Annotated in this window: 13 protein-coding genes, 1 tRNA gene and 1 riboswitch; of the genes, 13 read left to right on the forward strand and 1 reads right to left on the reverse strand. The window is 46.3% G+C overall.

Annotation, left to right across the window (positions count from 1 at the left end; genetic code table 11):
- Positions 1-35: 35 nt before the first annotated feature.
- Positions 36-137, forward strand: a riboswitch (purine riboswitch).
- 208 nt (positions 138-345) lie between these two features.
- The 8 genes from RTR76_RS01110 to RTR76_RS01145 all read left to right on the forward strand — a co-directional run bounded on the left by RTR76_RS01110 (position 346) and on the right by RTR76_RS01145 (position 7,617).
- Positions 346-1,467, forward strand: a complete 1,122-nt coding sequence (locus tag RTR76_RS01110; protein WP_312515642.1) for a BMP family ABC transporter substrate-binding protein — start codon at positions 346-348, stop codon at positions 1,465-1,467.
- A gap of 167 nt (positions 1,468-1,634) precedes the next feature.
- Complete coding sequence (locus RTR76_RS01115) at positions 1,635-3,152, forward strand: ABC transporter ATP-binding protein (protein WP_312515645.1); 1,518 nt, start codon at positions 1,635-1,637, stop codon at positions 3,150-3,152.
- Positions 3,142-4,227, forward strand: a complete 1,086-nt coding sequence (locus RTR76_RS01120; RefSeq protein WP_312515650.1) for an ABC transporter permease — start codon at positions 3,142-3,144, stop codon at positions 4,225-4,227. The genes RTR76_RS01115 and RTR76_RS01120 overlap by 11 nt, the downstream gene beginning before the upstream one ends.
- Positions 4,227-5,159, forward strand: a complete 933-nt coding sequence (locus RTR76_RS01125) for an ABC transporter permease (protein WP_312515653.1) — start codon at positions 4,227-4,229, stop codon at positions 5,157-5,159. The genes RTR76_RS01120 and RTR76_RS01125 overlap by 1 nt, the downstream gene beginning before the upstream one ends.
- Before the next feature lie 97 nt (positions 5,160-5,256).
- A complete protein-coding gene (locus RTR76_RS01130) occupies positions 5,257-5,637 on the forward strand; it encodes a rhodanese-like domain-containing protein (RefSeq protein WP_312515656.1) in 381 nt (126 codons plus the stop codon).
- 118 nt (positions 5,638-5,755) lie between these two features.
- Positions 5,756-6,997, forward strand: coding sequence for an HD domain-containing phosphohydrolase (locus tag RTR76_RS01135; RefSeq protein ID WP_312515658.1), 1,242 nt, complete (start codon positions 5,756-5,758; stop codon positions 6,995-6,997).
- Positions 6,998-7,016: 19 nt separating this feature from the next.
- Entirely contained in the window at positions 7,017-7,454 is a 438-nt protein-coding gene (locus RTR76_RS01140) for a PaaI family thioesterase (RefSeq protein WP_312515661.1), read from the forward strand.
- 87 nt (positions 7,455-7,541) lie between these two features.
- Positions 7,542-7,617 (forward strand) — tRNA-Thr (locus RTR76_RS01145).
- An 81-nt stretch (positions 7,618-7,698) separates the two neighbouring features.
- On the opposite strand, the gene RTR76_RS01150 is transcribed toward RTR76_RS01145, so the two are convergent.
- Entirely contained in the window at positions 7,699-8,277 is a 579-nt protein-coding gene (locus tag RTR76_RS01150; RefSeq protein ID WP_312515664.1) for a CatB-related O-acetyltransferase, read from the reverse strand.
- Between the two features lie 312 nt (positions 8,278-8,589).
- Here RTR76_RS01150 and RTR76_RS01155 point away from each other — a divergent pair, with 312 nt between their 5' ends.
- The 5 genes from RTR76_RS01155 to larA all read left to right on the forward strand — a co-directional run bounded on the left by RTR76_RS01155 (position 8,590) and on the right by larA (position 15,117).
- Positions 8,590-9,249 carry an MgtC/SapB family protein gene (locus RTR76_RS01155; protein ID WP_312515666.1) on the forward strand — a complete coding sequence of 220 codons (660 nt, stop codon included), beginning with the start codon at positions 8,590-8,592 and terminating at the stop codon, positions 9,247-9,249.
- A gap of 169 nt (positions 9,250-9,418) precedes the next feature.
- Entirely contained in the window at positions 9,419-11,311 is a 1,893-nt protein-coding gene (locus RTR76_RS01160; protein ID WP_312515669.1) for a sigma 54-interacting transcriptional regulator, read from the forward strand.
- A gap of 165 nt (positions 11,312-11,476) precedes the next feature.
- Positions 11,477-12,781, forward strand: a complete 1,305-nt coding sequence (locus tag RTR76_RS01165) for a four-carbon acid sugar kinase family protein (RefSeq protein WP_312515672.1) — start codon at positions 11,477-11,479, stop codon at positions 12,779-12,781.
- The gene (gene pdxA / locus RTR76_RS01170) at positions 12,778-13,779 is read left to right on the forward strand and encodes a 4-hydroxythreonine-4-phosphate dehydrogenase PdxA (protein ID WP_312515675.1); all 1,002 of its coding nucleotides are present in this window, start codon (positions 12,778-12,780) and stop codon (positions 13,777-13,779) included. Before RTR76_RS01165 ends, pdxA begins: the two co-directional genes overlap by 4 nt.
- A 57-nt stretch (positions 13,780-13,836) precedes the next feature.
- Complete coding sequence (gene larA / locus RTR76_RS01175) at positions 13,837-15,117, forward strand: nickel-dependent lactate racemase (protein ID WP_312515678.1); 1,281 nt, start codon at positions 13,837-13,839, stop codon at positions 15,115-15,117.
- Positions 15,118-15,143: the final 26 nt, after the last annotated feature.

Below are 15,143 nucleotides of genomic sequence, written 5' to 3' on the forward strand. Positions count from 1 at the left end.
TACAAAGTACTAATGTTTTCTACAAGAGGACTATAATTAAATAAAAAGCTTACACTCGTATAATCTTGGAAATAAGGTCCGAGAGTCTCTACAAGGTGACCGATAAATACCTTACTATGAGTGGAATGTACCTGACGATTCATAGGTCGTTTTATTTGCGTATGGATTAAAGGTATATACCCATTTAATGGGACACGCCAAAGGGATTAAAAGCCCGGGCGGGTGAGTTAGTGAGCAGTGTTGCAAGCTAGCCTACCTTTGCTCGGGCTTTTGTGCGCTTTTTATGGCTGCTCTGGGGTTATTCCCTGATATAGAGCGAGGCATTATTCGTAAGGAGGAGATACGGTGAAGAAACAAGGTAAACGTAAAATTGGTATCCTGCTGCTGGCGATGGTGATGATTGCGGCGTTGCTGGTAACTGGATGCGGTAAAAGTCCGGCACCGGCAGAAAAGGCACCGGCGAAAGCGGACAAAGTGAAAGTTGCGTTTGTTTATGTAGGGCCTGTTGGAGATGCGGGCTGGTCCACCGCTCATGACCAAGGCCGTAAGTATTTGGAAAAAGAAATGCCCAATGTGGAAACTACCTATGTTGAATCTGTTCCGGAAGGGGCAGATGCGGAACGGGTACTTACCGAGCTTGCCATGAAAGGCAATAAGATTATTTTTGCCACTAGCTTTGGTTATATGGATTATGTACAAAAAGTGGCACAGAAGTTTCCTGACGTTACCTTCCTGCATTGCTCAGGCTTTAAAACTGCTAATAACGTAGGTACATATTTTGGAAGAATGTATCAGGCCCGTTATTTGTCCGGTATCGCTGCCGGCAAGCAGACACAGAGCAACACCATTGGGTATGTAGCTGCCTTCCCGATTCCGGAAGTCATTCGTGGTATTAATGCCTTTACTCTGGGAGCACAGTCCGTGAATCCTGATGTGAAAGTAAAAGTTGTCTGGAGCAATACCTGGTATAATCCTGCAACCGAAAAAGACGCAGCTAAGAGTCTTCTTGATGCCGGTGCCGATGTTATCGCCATGCACCAGGACACTCCTGCTCCCATGCAGGCTGCTGAGGAAAAGGGGAAATTCGCCGTTTCCTATAATTCCGATATGCGCAGCTTTGCGCCTAAAGCTGTGTTGACCGGCCCTGTTTGGAACTGGGGACCTTATTACGTAAAAACAGTTAAAGCTGTTCTGGATAAATCCTGGAAATCAGAACAATATTGGGGATCCATGGCAGAGAATATCGTCGATCTTGGACCCTATGGCCCGATGGTTGCCGAAGACACCAAAACACTGATTGCCAAGAAAAAAGATGAAATTAGTAAAGGCTCGTGGGATGTGTTTACCGGACCAATTAAAGATCAACAGGGCAGCGTAAAAGTTGAGAGTGGTCAAAAGATGTCTGATAAAGATATGCTTGAATTTAATTGGTTTGTCCAAGGGGTAGAGGGTACTATTGCTAAGTAAAGAAATTGAGGCCGTTTTGCAAGAAACGGCCTCAATTTATGAAATTTTTTTAAGGCCGTTCAGAAGGAGCCTTATCAACGGCCTTTTTCTTGATCGTTGGCAGTTTGCATTTATATAGAACGCCAAGTGTCAATTACCAAGAAACGCTAGGAGAGGGGAATAGAGAGATGAGCGTGATACCTATGGTTGAAATGGTGAAAGTAACGAAGCGTTTCCCCGGCGTAGTCGCCAATGATCATGTGAGTTTGACAATTGAAGCCGGCCAGATTCATGGTTTGCTTGGTGAGAATGGAGCAGGGAAAAGTACGCTCATGAGCATTCTTACGGGCCTGTACCGGCCTGATGAAGGGGAAATATATATTAAAGGAAAGCAGGTGGAAATGCTTTCTCCCAAGGATGCCGTTGTCCGGGGAATTGGTATGGTTCACCAGCATTTCAAGCTGGTCAAGTCCTTTACGGTGGCGGAAAACATTATTCTTGGGCTGCAGGATATGGGACTGCTATATGATAAAACCGGGGTGCAAGCGCAGGTAGAACAGTTTTGCACGCAGTATGGCATGTGTATTGATCCGTCGGCAAAGGTTTGGCAGTTAACAGTAGGAGAGCAGCAGCGGGTAGAAATCATCAAAGCCCTGTTTAGGGGTGCCGAAATTCTAATTCTCGATGAACCTACTGCCGTACTGACGCCTCAGGAAGCAAAGGAGCTATATAAGACCTTGCGTCTGATGGCCAATCAGGGGAAGGCTATTATTGTGATTTCTCATAAACTGAGTGAAGTACTGGAAGGCACTGATATGATCAGTGTCCTGCGGAATGGTAAACCAGCAGGCAGCACAAAGACGGAGCTGGCCAGCGAGCAGGAACTGACCCGCTGGATGGTGGGGCGGAACGTGACTGCTCATAATGACAGAGCGGAGAAACTGCCGGGATCGGTAGTGCTGGAGCTTGATAAGGTATCGTGCTTGAATAACCGGGGCCAAATGGCGCTGCATGAAGCTTCTCTTTGTATTCGTGCCGGTGAGATACTGGGGATTGCCGGAGTGGCAGGCAATGGGCAAACCGAGCTAGCGGAAATTGTGGCCGGACTAAGGCAAATAGAGAGCGGCACGAAGGTTGTGAGTGGAGTCGATCATACGGGCAGCAGTTCTAAGGACATGATCCGTGCAGGAGTAAGCTATGTACCGGAGGACCGGTTGGGAACGGGACTTGTACCCGGTCTCAATGCCGTCGACAACTACATTTTGAAAAGCTACGCAAAAAATGGCTGGTTTATTAACTGGCAGCGAGCTTTACAGGAGACCCGGGAGGCCATTGCCAGCTTTGATATAAAAATGGCCGATGTTTTTAATCCCGTAAAAATGATGTCAGGCGGCAATCTGCAAAAGCTGTTGCTGGCCAGGGAGATACATGCTGATCCTCGTCTGTTGGTCGTGGTCTATCCCATGCGCGGTCTTGATGTGGGTGCAATGGCAGCAGTGCGGGAATTGCTGCTGGCCCAGCGGGAAGCAGGCAAGGCCATATTGCTCATATCGGAAGAATTAGATGAGCTCTTTGCATTAAGCGATACGATTGCCGTTTTGCATAGAGGGGAAATTATGGGTGTTGTTCATCCCCATACCGCAACAGTGGAAGAAGTAGGGATGATGATGGCCGGGAAAAGGATGTTGGAACAGCATGCTGTATAAGTTATTGTCTGGCTGGCGTTTAGAAAGGCGCGGTGCAGTTTCTCAAGTAATGATGATTGTTATACCGCTTCTATCCATTGTAGTGGGGCTGGCTTTTGCTGGGGTTTTTATTGCCCTAACCGATAAGAATCCACTCGATGTTTACCTGCTAATGCTGGAAGGTGCTTTTGGTTCTGCCTATGGCTTGTCAGAGACTGTAGTGAAAGCAGTGCCGCTTATGTTGTGCAGTCTGGCAGTAGCGCTGGCCTTTCGCATGCAGCTATGGAATATTGGGGCCGAGGGTCAGCTCTACATGGGGGCTTTTGGTGCTGCCTGGGTTGCGTTGAGCTTTCCCGAATGGCCTGCTGTTTTGATGCTTCCTGCTATGACCGCAGCAGGCTTTATTGCAGGAGGGATATGGGGCTTGCTGCCAGCAATACCCCGGGCTTTCCTTAAGGTGAATGAGACGATAACAACGCTGTTAATGAATTATATTGGAATTCTGTGGGTGGACTACTTGGTTTATGGTCCTTGGAAAGATCCGAAGGGGATGGGCTTTCCGATATCGGCACCGTTTTCAGAAGCAGCAATTTTACCCGCTTTTGGTGTGACACGCATCCATTGGGGAATCATCCTGGCACTTGCGGCGGTACTGGTCCTGTATGTTGTTTTAAAATACACCCGCTGGGGCTTTGAGATCCGTGTCAGTGGTGAGAGTGCTGCTGCCGCGAATTATGCCGGTATGAACTATATGAAAAATATTATGCTTGTCATGTTTATCAGCGGTGGTTTAGCCGGTATAGCTGGTATGACAGAGGTTTCGGGAATTACCCTGCGGCTGCAGCACGGAATATCTCCCGGGTATGGCTACTCGGCGATCATTATTGCCTGGCTGGCCCGTCTTCATCCGGTGGCAATCGTGCTGGTCTCGGTTGTATTCGGCGGGCTGTTGGTCGGTGGTTTCAGCATTCAAACAAGCGGGTTTCCGGCAGCGACTGTTTCCATGCTGCAGGGGGCAATTCTCTTTTTTGTTGTGGGTGGAGAACTCTTCATGCAGTATCGCTTAAAATGGGTAGGAAAAGGGAGGAGTGCCTGATGGAACAATCGATTTGGATCGCTATTTTAGCATCAGGCATGATAGCGGGAACGCCGATTTTACTTGCCGCTCTTGGTGAGATGCTTACGGAATTATCAGGTGTACTGAATCTGGGAGTGGAAGGCATGATGCTCGTAGGTGCGGTAACCGGCTTTATGGCAGCCTTACATACCGGCGAGCCTTGGTGGGGACTGGTAACGGCGATTATTGCAGGCGGACTGATGGCACTGATACATGCATTTTTGACGATTACCCTGAGAGCTAATCAAGTCGTGAGCGGGTTGGCCCTAACTATTTTTGGCACAGGGCTTAGTGGGTATATCGGTAAGTCCTTGATCGGTCTGCCCTTGCCTGTCACCTTTAAACCGGTATCGCTGCCGGTGCTCAGTGATATACCGGTGCTGGGGCCGATTTTGTTTCAACACGATGTCCTGGTGTATATCAGTTATGGACTGGTTGCCCTGCTTTGGTTTTTTCTGTTCCGGATGAAAAAGGGGCTGGAATTGCGCTCGGTAGGTGAGAATCCCAGTGCGGCAGATCTTGCCGGAATCAATGTATTTATCATGCGCTACGTCTTTGTTGTTGCCGGTGGTATGCTTGCAGGCATGGCGGGTGCTTATTTATCGCTAGCCTATGCTCCTTCGTGGCTGGAGAATATGACGGCAGGACGTGGCTGGATAGCCGTAGCGTTAGTCATCTTTGCCACATGGCATCCGGGCAAAGCGTTGTTAGGGAGCTTCCTATTCGGGACAATTGATGTCCTGGGTTTTCATATGCAGAACTTCGGCATTATGATCCCCTCGTTCTTCCTAAAAATGCTTCCCTATGCAATTACCATTGCTGTATTAATAGTAGTAACCCGGGAAACGAAAACTCGCCGTGTAGCTGCTCCTGAGGCACTGGGTATTCCCTATAACCGGGAAGAGCGGTAATGTTCTTCAAGGATTGGCATATCAGGCCTGTTTGCAGTATAATAGAAAGCAGACTTGGCATTTTTGCTCCTTGTCGACAAGTGAAAGGGGTGTTTGAATGGCATCGCTGCTAGTGGTGGCATTACTGATTTTATCCGGCATAATTGCTTATAAGCTGGTAAGCCGGAAGATGGCTCTAAGAGGCCACGAGCTTAAGGAAGTGGAAGCGCTGGGAAAATGGGAAAGCAAGGAATACATTCTGGATGTACGTACCACCGATGAGTATAAGGAAGGGCACATTCCGGGAGCTACGCTGATTCCTTTAAATCAGCTGGGACGCCGGTATAATGAAATTCCCCGGGACCGCGATGTATATGTGATGTGCCGCAGCGGTACCCGCAGTGCGGAAGCTACAGTATGGCTGTTGAAAAAGGGCTTTGACAACGTTTATAATATATCTGGTGGAATGCTGAAATGGCAGGGTCCGGTAGAAAAGTAACAGTTGAAAATATTTCCCAGTTATACTATTATTTAGTTAATAAAACCTAAAATTTTGTCGATTTAAGTAAAATGCAGGTTTATATCTGCATTTTTTGCTCTTTTAAGGGGGGCAAGACATGTTGTTTAATATTCACCCTATGAATTTAATCAAGGCGCTGTCTCAGGCTCTGGAGCTTTCTACCGGCGGCTTAGGCCGTCATCATTGGCGAACCGCAATGATTTCTAATCGTATTGCCGAATACATTGGGATCGAGAAACGGCAGCGGAATCTGCTGGTGTATGCGGGGTTGCTGCATGATTTGGGAGCGGTGTCCAATTGGGAAGAGAAGCATCGTATCCGCAACGTGGATTTGGTTCAACCAAATATTTATGAGCATGCCGAGACCGGATATCTTCTGCTTAAGGACTCAAAGCAGCTGGGACCGCTGGCTCCCATTATCCGTCATCATCACGATCATTGGGACGGATCAAGTCCATATCAGCTGGCAGGAGAAGCAATTCCGCTATTTTCCCGCATTATTAATCTGGCAGACAAGGTAGAAGCTCATTTGCCGGAAGATAATATATTGGAGCACTGTCCCGCTATATTGACGCTTATTCGCAAACAAAGCGGCAGCGTTTTTGACCCTGAGTTAGTAAAGGCACTGCACGATTTTGGACGGCAGGAGAGCTTTTGGCTGGACTTAACAAACCCTCACTACTATCAGGAACTTTTTCAAAACATGGATGACTATGGAAGGTTGCCCTTTCAAATCGATGACATTATCGATGTTGCCGAAATTTTTGCGACTATCATTGACCGCACGAGCCGCTTTACAGGTGCGCACTCGCGAAGTGTGGCGACAGTAGCTGCTTATCTCGCTCAGGCCCGGGGTTATAGTCAGGCTGAAGTTAAGCTGATGCGGGTGGCAGGCTTGTTTCATGATATCGGTAAGCTGGCCATTCCGAACACTATTTTGGAAAAGCCAGGCAAGCTGACTGAGCGGGAATTCGCTATCATTAAGCAGCACCCCTACTATACATACCGCATTCTAGAGAAAATTGACGGCTTTCAAATGATTGCCGAGTGGGCTGCTTTGCATCACGAGACACTGGATGGTGCAGGGTATCCTTTCCGGGTGGCTGATAATTCCCTGCAGCTTGGTTCCCGGATTGTGGCCGTAGCTGACGTATTTACTGCTCTCAGCGAGAACCGTCCTTATCGTCAAACGCTTGATCTTAAGGAAATTGAAAAGATTATGAGAGGCATGGTCGGCAATCGTAAGCTGGATGGCGCCGTCGTAAGTGATCTTTTTCTGAACAGTACCGAACTATACACGATCATGCAGCAAAGAGCCGCTGCTTACGCGGCTGTTTGAGCGACATAAGGAGACAATAATGCTTACTGAAAAAGATAAAAATGCGTACTTTGCTCAGGCCGTTCGCCAAATGTCTTTTGCCCAAAGGCTGGGGATGGAAGTGAAAGAAATAAAGCAGGATAAGGTAGTTTTGGAAATGCCGGTAATTGCTGAACATCACGCCAACCTACTGGGAGTAGTACACGGTGGTGTGCTCATGTCGCTTGCAGATACTGCGATGGGATTTGCTTGTGCTAACGCGGGTAGTTTACCGACGACAATTGACATGAACATAAATTTTATTAAAAGTATTAGCATTAAAGGCAGCCGCTTTATTCGGGTCATTGCTAATGTCCTTCATCACGGGCAAAGTACGCTTGTTGCCGAAGCGGAAGTGTACAGTGATAATGGCGAGCTTGCTGCAAAAGCGCGAGGAACATTCTTTATTGTAGGCAAAACGGAAAGTCTCGTATTATAAGAAACTGTTGAAAAAGTTAGTCAATCAGCTTCCAGGTGGTTTCCTTGACAACACTGTGACAGTGAGATAAAATGATAGTGTTCATTTGCCGGTATAGCTCAGCTGGTAGAGCACCTCATTCGTAATGAGGGGGTCGTAGGTTCGAATCCTATTATCGGCTCCAGTGAAAAAAGACCTTCCGTTATTTCGGAAGGTCTTTTTTATTTTTCAATAATATGGTTGAAATTGTGAACAACAACGTTTATCAGGTAAATTCCAGATCGAATTTTTTGATAAAAGCATCGATATCGCTGTTTAACAATAGCGGCATCAGGCTGTTTATCTTTTCTGCCGGAAAGTTCCACCATTGTATTTTTAATAAAGCTTCAATCTGTGGATCACTAAACCGTTTGCGAATGATATGGCATGGATTTCCAACAACAATTGAATAAGGGGGGATGTCTTTGGTAACTACACAATGAGAGCCAACAACAGCACCGTCACCAATAGTGACTCCTGATAAAACAGTACATTGGTTGCCTAACCATACATCGTTACCTATCGTTACATTCCCCTTTGAAGCAGGATGACCTTTGATTCCAGCAGCTTGAGGCCAAACGTTTGGCCATGCGGAAAACGGAAAGACCGTAACCCAATCGGAACGGTGATTTCCACCTAAAAAAATGGAGACTCCAACTGCTATTGAGCAATACTTCCCGATCGTTAAATACGTATTTTCGCCCCACCAAAAGACCTGCGGCTGACCATAAGTAAAATCTCCAACTTTCACCTGGCTTGCTACAGCGCTTTGAGATAGATATTCTCTTGTAGGATGTAAAGACATCGATCATCATCCTTTCATATTCTCATAAGAAATGAGCAACAGAAATTACATACTGCTAATAAGTCTTTCGCCTGAACTTTACAATATCTATGTGATACTATTAAGTGAATGATTAATCTAGAACTTCTATTAATTATGCCAACTTCACAATGCTTTTATAGAAAATCTAATCTGCGTCATATTTATCCACCCCCTCCGCATAAGTATGATAATGCAAAAAAATGAAACCGATATTAAGAGATGTCCCATATAGTGGCGCTGCCGCCAGTATATAGGATGTCTTTTACTTTTCCGGCGAAAGGGGGATTACCTGTGGTTTCAGAAGTTGACACCTTGATGCGATTGTCCGTTGCTTTTGTGCTAGGGGGACTTATTGGCTATGAACGTCAGTCGCAAAGCAAAGCCGCAGGCTTGCGCACGCATGTCCTCGTCTGTCTGGGTTCTTGTTTAGTGATGATCTTATCACTGGATATTTATCAGTCTGTTCAGGGGCTTACCAATGCTGATCCTGCCCGGTTGGCGGCGCAGGTTGTGAGCGGTGTCGGTTTCTTAGGAGCCGGTACTATTATGAAGGAAGGGGCTACAGTTACAGGACTAACGACAGCCGCCAGCCTGTGGGTAGTTTCTGGTGTAGGGCTGGCAGTAGGCTGCGGTTACTACAGCGGGGCCCTTTATACAACATTTCTTATTTTGCTCACACTGGCACTATTGCTTAGAATTGATAAGCTCCATAATACCGGGCAAACAACAACACTACTGATTACGACAGGCAATGAGCCGGGGCAGATTGGACAGATTGGCGATTGTATCGGCGCATACGGCGTGCGAATCTGTGATATAAGGATGGATGCCCAGGACGATGCAACAATGACGCTCAGTTTATCACTTTGCTGCGTTGATCAAAGCAGTATCATTAAGATTACCGGAAATCTTATCGCAATTGAGGGAGTATTATCTGTTAAAAGTAAATAGGCAGCATGAGTGGAGTTTGTTAATGTACAAATGCTATAAGGTCGGGGGAAAGAAGAATCTCTTTGAGTGTAACAGGGATTTCTCTATATATTGAGAACTATGTAAATAAAATGAACGGCGTTTTAATGACAGTGAGTTGTTGTGGGCCAAGGGAAAGCGAGGAACCTAAGTGGATACTAAGATAGCGATTATTACCCCTTTTGCGGCTATGCGGCAGATTGCACAGGACGTGGTAAATGAGCGAAGTGATGAGTGGCCTGAAGGAATTCAGGTGGTAATGGGTGATTTGGGAGATGGCCTGCAGCAAGCCTATCAAGCAATAGCCCAAGGGGCAGAAGTCATTATCAGCCGAGGCGGGACAGCATCCCTAATCAGCAGTCAAATTGAATTGCCGGTGGTAGAGATACAAGTTACCGCCTTTGATATTTTGCGGGCGTTAAAACAAGTAAGCGGGCAGACGAAGAAAGTCGGAGTAGCTGGTTTTCGCAATGTGATTTATGGCTGCGAAGATTTTGGTGAGATATGGGGAATTGCTTTACAGGAAATAACCCTTGAAAATGAACAGGGAGCTCTGGAAAAGATAATGGCAGCTAAGGACCAAGGGATTAATGTCATTATTGGTGATGCTATTTCCATTAAGCTTGCCGGTCAGTATGGATTGCAGGGTATATTGATTCAGTCAGGTAAAGATGCTATTTATAAGGCCATTAAGCAGGCTCAGCAGATTAGTCGCGTACGCAGTAAAGAACAGGCGCGATCGGAATTACTGCATACTATTATCAACTCTTCAACCGATGGCATCCTTGCCGTAGACGAACAGTCCCGCATTACTATTTTAAATCCTGTTGCTGAAGATGTATTTCATCTTCGGGCAGAGGAAGTGCTAGGACGAAATGTTGGTGACGTTATTCCCAATACGCGGCTTCCTGCAATTGTTGCATGCGGTGATGCTGAGATTGGTGATATACAAAAAATAGGCAATCGGGTGATTGCCACCAAACGAGTGCCTATTAAACTCAGTGGGCAAGTGGTAGGCGCAATTGCCAATTTCCAGGATGTAACTCAGCTGCAGCGGTATGAACAACGTGTTCGTCAAAAGTTGTATGACAAGGGCTTAGTTGCTAAGTTTACTTTAGAGCAGGTAATCGGTGGGTCAGCAGTAATGGCAGATATAAAAAAACGTGCTATTCAATATGCTGCTGCTGATTCGACTGTACTTATCACGGGTGAGTCAGGAACGGGAAAAGAGCTTCTGGCTCAGAGTATTCATAATCTGGGACAGCGCTCAAGCGGGCCCTTTGTGGCAGTTAATTGTGCAGCATTGCCGGAAAATCTATTAGAAAGCGAGCTTTTTGGTTATGAGGAAGGAGCCTTTACTGGTGCTAAGAAAGGGGGGAAAGCTGGCTTATGTGAATTAGCCCATGGCGGGACGCTGCTTCTGGATGAAGTGGGTGAAATGCCGTTAACTTTGCAGGCGCGATTGCTGCGAGTGTTGCAGGAAAAAGAGGTTATGCGATTAGGCGGCGACGGAGTGATACCGGTTGATATCCGCATTATTGCTGCTACCAACCAGGATTTGCTTCAATTAATTCAAGAGCGGCGATTCCGCAATGATTTGTACTACCGGCTGGATATTTTGCGGCTTCATGTACCGTCTTTGCGGGAGAGAAAAGAAGACATACCTATGTTGGTTGACTATTTTCTCCATAAACATACGATGTTAAAGTCTGGCGTTGCTTTTAGTGAAGCTGCTATTGATAGATTGAAGCAATACCAGTGGCCCGGCAACATCCGGGAATTGGCTAATATTATGGAACGGACGCTTTTATTATTTGAGGGACCGATTATCACAGAAGAGATTATCGGCACCGTCTTGCGAGAAACGGCAGGAAGAGGTTCTCATCCTGATACAGAAAAAAAGCTGCTGAAAGTTCAGGAGATGGAAACCATTTATACAGTTCTTCAGGAAGAAAATTATAATTACTGCCGTACAGCTGAACGGTTGGGGATTAATAGAACGACTCTTTGGCGAAAACTGCGTAGCCAACAAAGCAGCAAATAAAGAAATAGAAACGCGATGCAAAATGCAACTATAAAAGTTGTATTTTGCATCGCGTTTTGCGTTTTGATTGATCGCAAGGGCAACAAGTTAGCCAGCTTATAATCTGGCATGATTCTTGCTCTTGGTTAAGACAGCAAAAAAGATGACAAAATGCAGGTGATGAATATGCCTCGTCTTGCGATAATAGCAGATGATTTAACAGGCGCAAATGATACAGGTGTGCAGTTTGCTAAATATGGACTCAGGACGTATGTTGTTCTGGATGCTCTTCAAAATCCAATTTTGCCGGAAGAAGCAGATGTCGTAGTGTTTGATACGGATAGTCGAGCCAGTACTGCTAGCCAAGCCTTTGACAAAGTGGCAGTTGTTGCGGAAGTACTAAGGAACAAACAAGTGCCAATGGTATATAAAAAGGTCGACTCTACCTTACGTGGTAATTTAGGCAGCGAAATTGATGCAGTGCTTGATGTGCTGGATTACGAATGTGCAGCGGTTGTACCGGCTTTTCCTGCTATCGGCCGGATTACGGCTGGCGGTTATCATTTGCTGAATCAAATACCGCTTGCTTGTTCGGAAATTGCGCGGGATCCCAAAGCCCCGGTAACAGATTCGCGACTTGTTGAGGTATTAAAACAGCAATCAAAGTATGCGGTTGGGCATATTGGCCTGCAGGAGATTATAACGGGTAGTGATGCTGTTTGCCAGGCCATAGGGCAGGCGATATCACAAGGTCACCGTTTAATTGCTTTTGATGCTACCGAGCAGATTCATTTGGTAACGATTGCCCAGGCGATTAAAGAATGCGGCAAAAAAATAGTAATGGTTGGTTCAGCCGGGCTAGCTGAGGTTTTGCCGCAAATCTATAATATGCCTGCTTGTAATGAAAACAGTGAGGTAAAAGTACAGGGAAAACCGGCACTGATTGTTTCGGGCAGTGTCAGCAGCGTTACTGCAAGTCAAGTTAATGCTTTTGTAAAACAACCCAATACGCAGCTTGTCGAAGTTAATGGTCAGGAGTTGCTGAATCATTCCGCGAAAGAAATAAAACGGTGTATCGATGCGGCGGCGATTGCCTTACGGCAAGGCAGACATGTGGCGGTTGTATCCTCAAACCGGGCAGACGCTGTAGCTGAGTCCCGGCAGGCAGGTGAGGTGCTGGGTATGAATTCGATTGAGGTTAGTGATCATATTGCACGTCATTTGGGATTGATTGCTGCTGATTTGGTAAGGGTCGGCGTAGAAGGGCTATTCTTGACTGGAGGTGACACAGCCGTAAGTGTCTGTCGGGCTTTAGGTACTTCTAGCATGAGAGTACAAGGGGAAGTGGCACCGGGAATACCTTTTGGGTATTTGCATACCGGGCCTTTTGCAGGCTTGAAGGTAGTGACAAAAGCAGGCGCTTTTGGGCATGAGGAGGTGATCATGCAATCACTGGATGTAATGCTAAATCAACAGGGAGTGAACTTATGAAACCAGTAATTGGAATTACTATTGGCGATGCTGCCGGCGTGGGACCCGAGATTATTGTTAAAGCCTTGGCTGAAAAAGAAGTATATAATATTTGCCGCCCCGTTGTGATCGGCGATCTTGGCATTATGAAACGGGCTGTGTCGATAGTGGGCAAGAACTTAACCTGCCGGGCAATTGATGACGTCCTGAGCGGTGGGCATGAATTTGGTCGGATTGATGTGCTTGACTTGAACAATCTGCCTGAGGATTTGCCCTTTGCCCAAGTTGATCCGCGAGCCGGTAAAGCAGCATATACATATGTGGAAACTGCGGTGAATATGGCGCTGGCAGGCAAAATTGCTGCTATTGCTACTGCACCGCTTAACAAGGATGCTATGAACCAGGGCGGTTGTCATTTTCCGGGACATACGGAAATTTTGGCTCATTTATCGAACACAAAGAATTATGCCATGATGCTGACCGGTGGATCTCTCCGGGTTATCCATGTTTCTACTCACTTATCTCTTCGTCAGGCTTGTGAGAAAGTAAAGAAAGATCGTGTATTGAAGGTCATTGAATTAGCAGATCAAGCAATGAAAAAGATCGGGATAAAAGAACCGCGTATTGCAGTAGCCGGACTAAATCCCCATTCGGGAGAGGGCGGTCTGTTTGGAACGGAAGAAATTGAAGAAATTATTCCGGCCATTGAATCGGCCAAGACCTTGGGACTTAACGTCACAGGACCCGTTGCGCCTGATACGGTGTTTTACCGTGCTGCCGTTAAAAAAGATTTTGATATCGTGGTCGTAATGTATCATGATCAGGGGCATATACCACTTAAAGTATTGGGCTTTGAGGAAGGTGTCAATATTACGGTAGGCCTGCCGTTTATCCGGACCTCAGTGGATCATGGCACTGCCTTTGATATTGCTGGAAAAGGTGTGGCTAACCATATGAGCATGCTTGAGTCTATCCGGCTGGCGGCACTGATGGCTGAGGCGAGCGCTAAAGATAATTGAAAAAGTTTGGATTATCCTGGAGTTCGTAATATAAAAAGTGGAAAGGATGTAGGTCAAATGTCAAATATTAAAGTGACCCTTCCCTATGGACGGGAAGAAATTACAGTAGCTATACCGCAACAAAATCTGATTGGCGTGTATTCACCCAAAGATGTGGCGCCAGTCGCCAATCTGACAGAGGAAATAGTTCGCTGCCTGGAAGAGCCAATTGATTCTAGACCATTGCGTCAGTTGGTACAGGGAGTCAAAAACGTGGTTATTATAGCCGACGACAACACGCGGCTGACGCCTACCGATAAAATTATTCCGGTACTTCTCGATGAAATGAATGCGGCCGGTATAAAGGATGAACAGATTACTATTATTATTGCTCTTGGTACCCACCGCTTTATGACAGAAGAAGAAATTGAAATCAAGTTTGGGAAAGCGGTTGTAGAGAGGGTAACCATTAAAAATCATGATTTTAAGAACCCTGAAGCGCTGATTAGTCTGGGAACTACGGCGAATGGCACAAATATACTGGTCAATAAAGAGGCTTATGAAGCAGATTTTAAAATTGGTGTTGGCAGTATCGTGCCGCATCACATTCCGGGTTTTGCCGGAGGGGCCAAAATAGTTCAGCCCGGGATTTCTGGTGAGAAAACAACTGCTGAGACTCATTTGCTAAGTGTAAGGGCGCCGCGGTCCTATCTCGGTATCGAGGATAATCCGGTTCGCCAGGAATTAAATATGATCGCCGATAAGATCAACATGCACACTATTTTCAATACTGTGCTCAATCGTCATGGAGAAGTGGTTGGCGCCTTTTTTGGTGATACAAAAACAGCCTTTAATGCTGGCGTGGAATTGTCCCGCCACGTATATGCCACCGAAATACCTGAGGCTGCAGATATCGTAATCTCCAGTTCCCATCCCTGCGATCTTGAATTTTGGCAAGCTCACAAAACCTTATATCCTTCTGATTTGGCGGTGAAAGCCGGTGGTACAATTATCATCGCTACACCGTGCTATGAAGGGATTGCTGTAACTCATGGTGAGATGGCAGACATGACTTGCCATTCCTCACAGCATTTACGGAAGATGGTAGACAACGGTGAAGTTCATGATGAGGTAGCTGCTGCGCTTGCTATTGCCTGGGCCCAGGTGAAGGAGCGGGAAGCTGTATACTTTGTCTCCAATGGTATTCAGGATGCAGATGTCAGCAAGCTTGGATTTACGCCTTTTGCCACGGTACAGCAAGCGTTTGATGCTGCTATGGCCAAACATGGAACTGCTGCCCGCGTTACTGTGCTCACTCATGCACCCGACATGCTGCCCATCGTACCTGGTAATCGTTAAGCGAGGATTGCGGATTACATAAAGAA

This window comes from Anaerospora sp. (assembly GCF_032013335.1).
Taxonomy (GTDB): domain Bacteria; phylum Bacillota; class Negativicutes; order Sporomusales; family DSM-15969; genus Anaerospora.

Excerpts from the sequence above, each read along its gene's own strand:
- RTR76_RS01115 (WP_312515645.1), top strand. The coding sequence starts at position 1,635 with ATGAGCGTGATACCTATGGTTGAAATGGTGAAAGTAACGAAGCGTTTC.
- RTR76_RS01120 (WP_312515650.1), top strand. The coding sequence starts at position 3,142 with ATGCTGTATAAGTTATTGTCTGGCTGGCGTTTAGAAAGGCGCGGTGCA.
- RTR76_RS01125 (WP_312515653.1), top strand. The coding sequence starts at position 4,227 with ATGGAACAATCGATTTGGATCGCTATTTTAGCATCAGGCATGATAGCG.
- RTR76_RS01130 (WP_312515656.1), top strand. The coding sequence starts at position 5,257 with ATGGCATCGCTGCTAGTGGTGGCATTACTGATTTTATCCGGCATAATT.
- RTR76_RS01135 (WP_312515658.1), top strand. The coding sequence starts at position 5,756 with ATGTTGTTTAATATTCACCCTATGAATTTAATCAAGGCGCTGTCTCAG.
- RTR76_RS01140 (WP_312515661.1), top strand. The coding sequence starts at position 7,017 with ATGCTTACTGAAAAAGATAAAAATGCGTACTTTGCTCAGGCCGTTCGC.
- RTR76_RS01150 (WP_312515664.1), bottom strand. The coding sequence starts at position 8,277 with ATGTCTTTACATCCTACAAGAGAATATCTATCTCAAAGCGCTGTAGCA.
- RTR76_RS01165 (WP_312515672.1), top strand. The coding sequence starts at position 11,477 with ATGCCTCGTCTTGCGATAATAGCAGATGATTTAACAGGCGCAAATGAT.
- pdxA (WP_312515675.1), top strand. The coding sequence starts at position 12,778 with ATGAAACCAGTAATTGGAATTACTATTGGCGATGCTGCCGGCGTGGGA.
- larA (WP_312515678.1), top strand. The coding sequence starts at position 13,837 with ATGTCAAATATTAAAGTGACCCTTCCCTATGGACGGGAAGAAATTACA.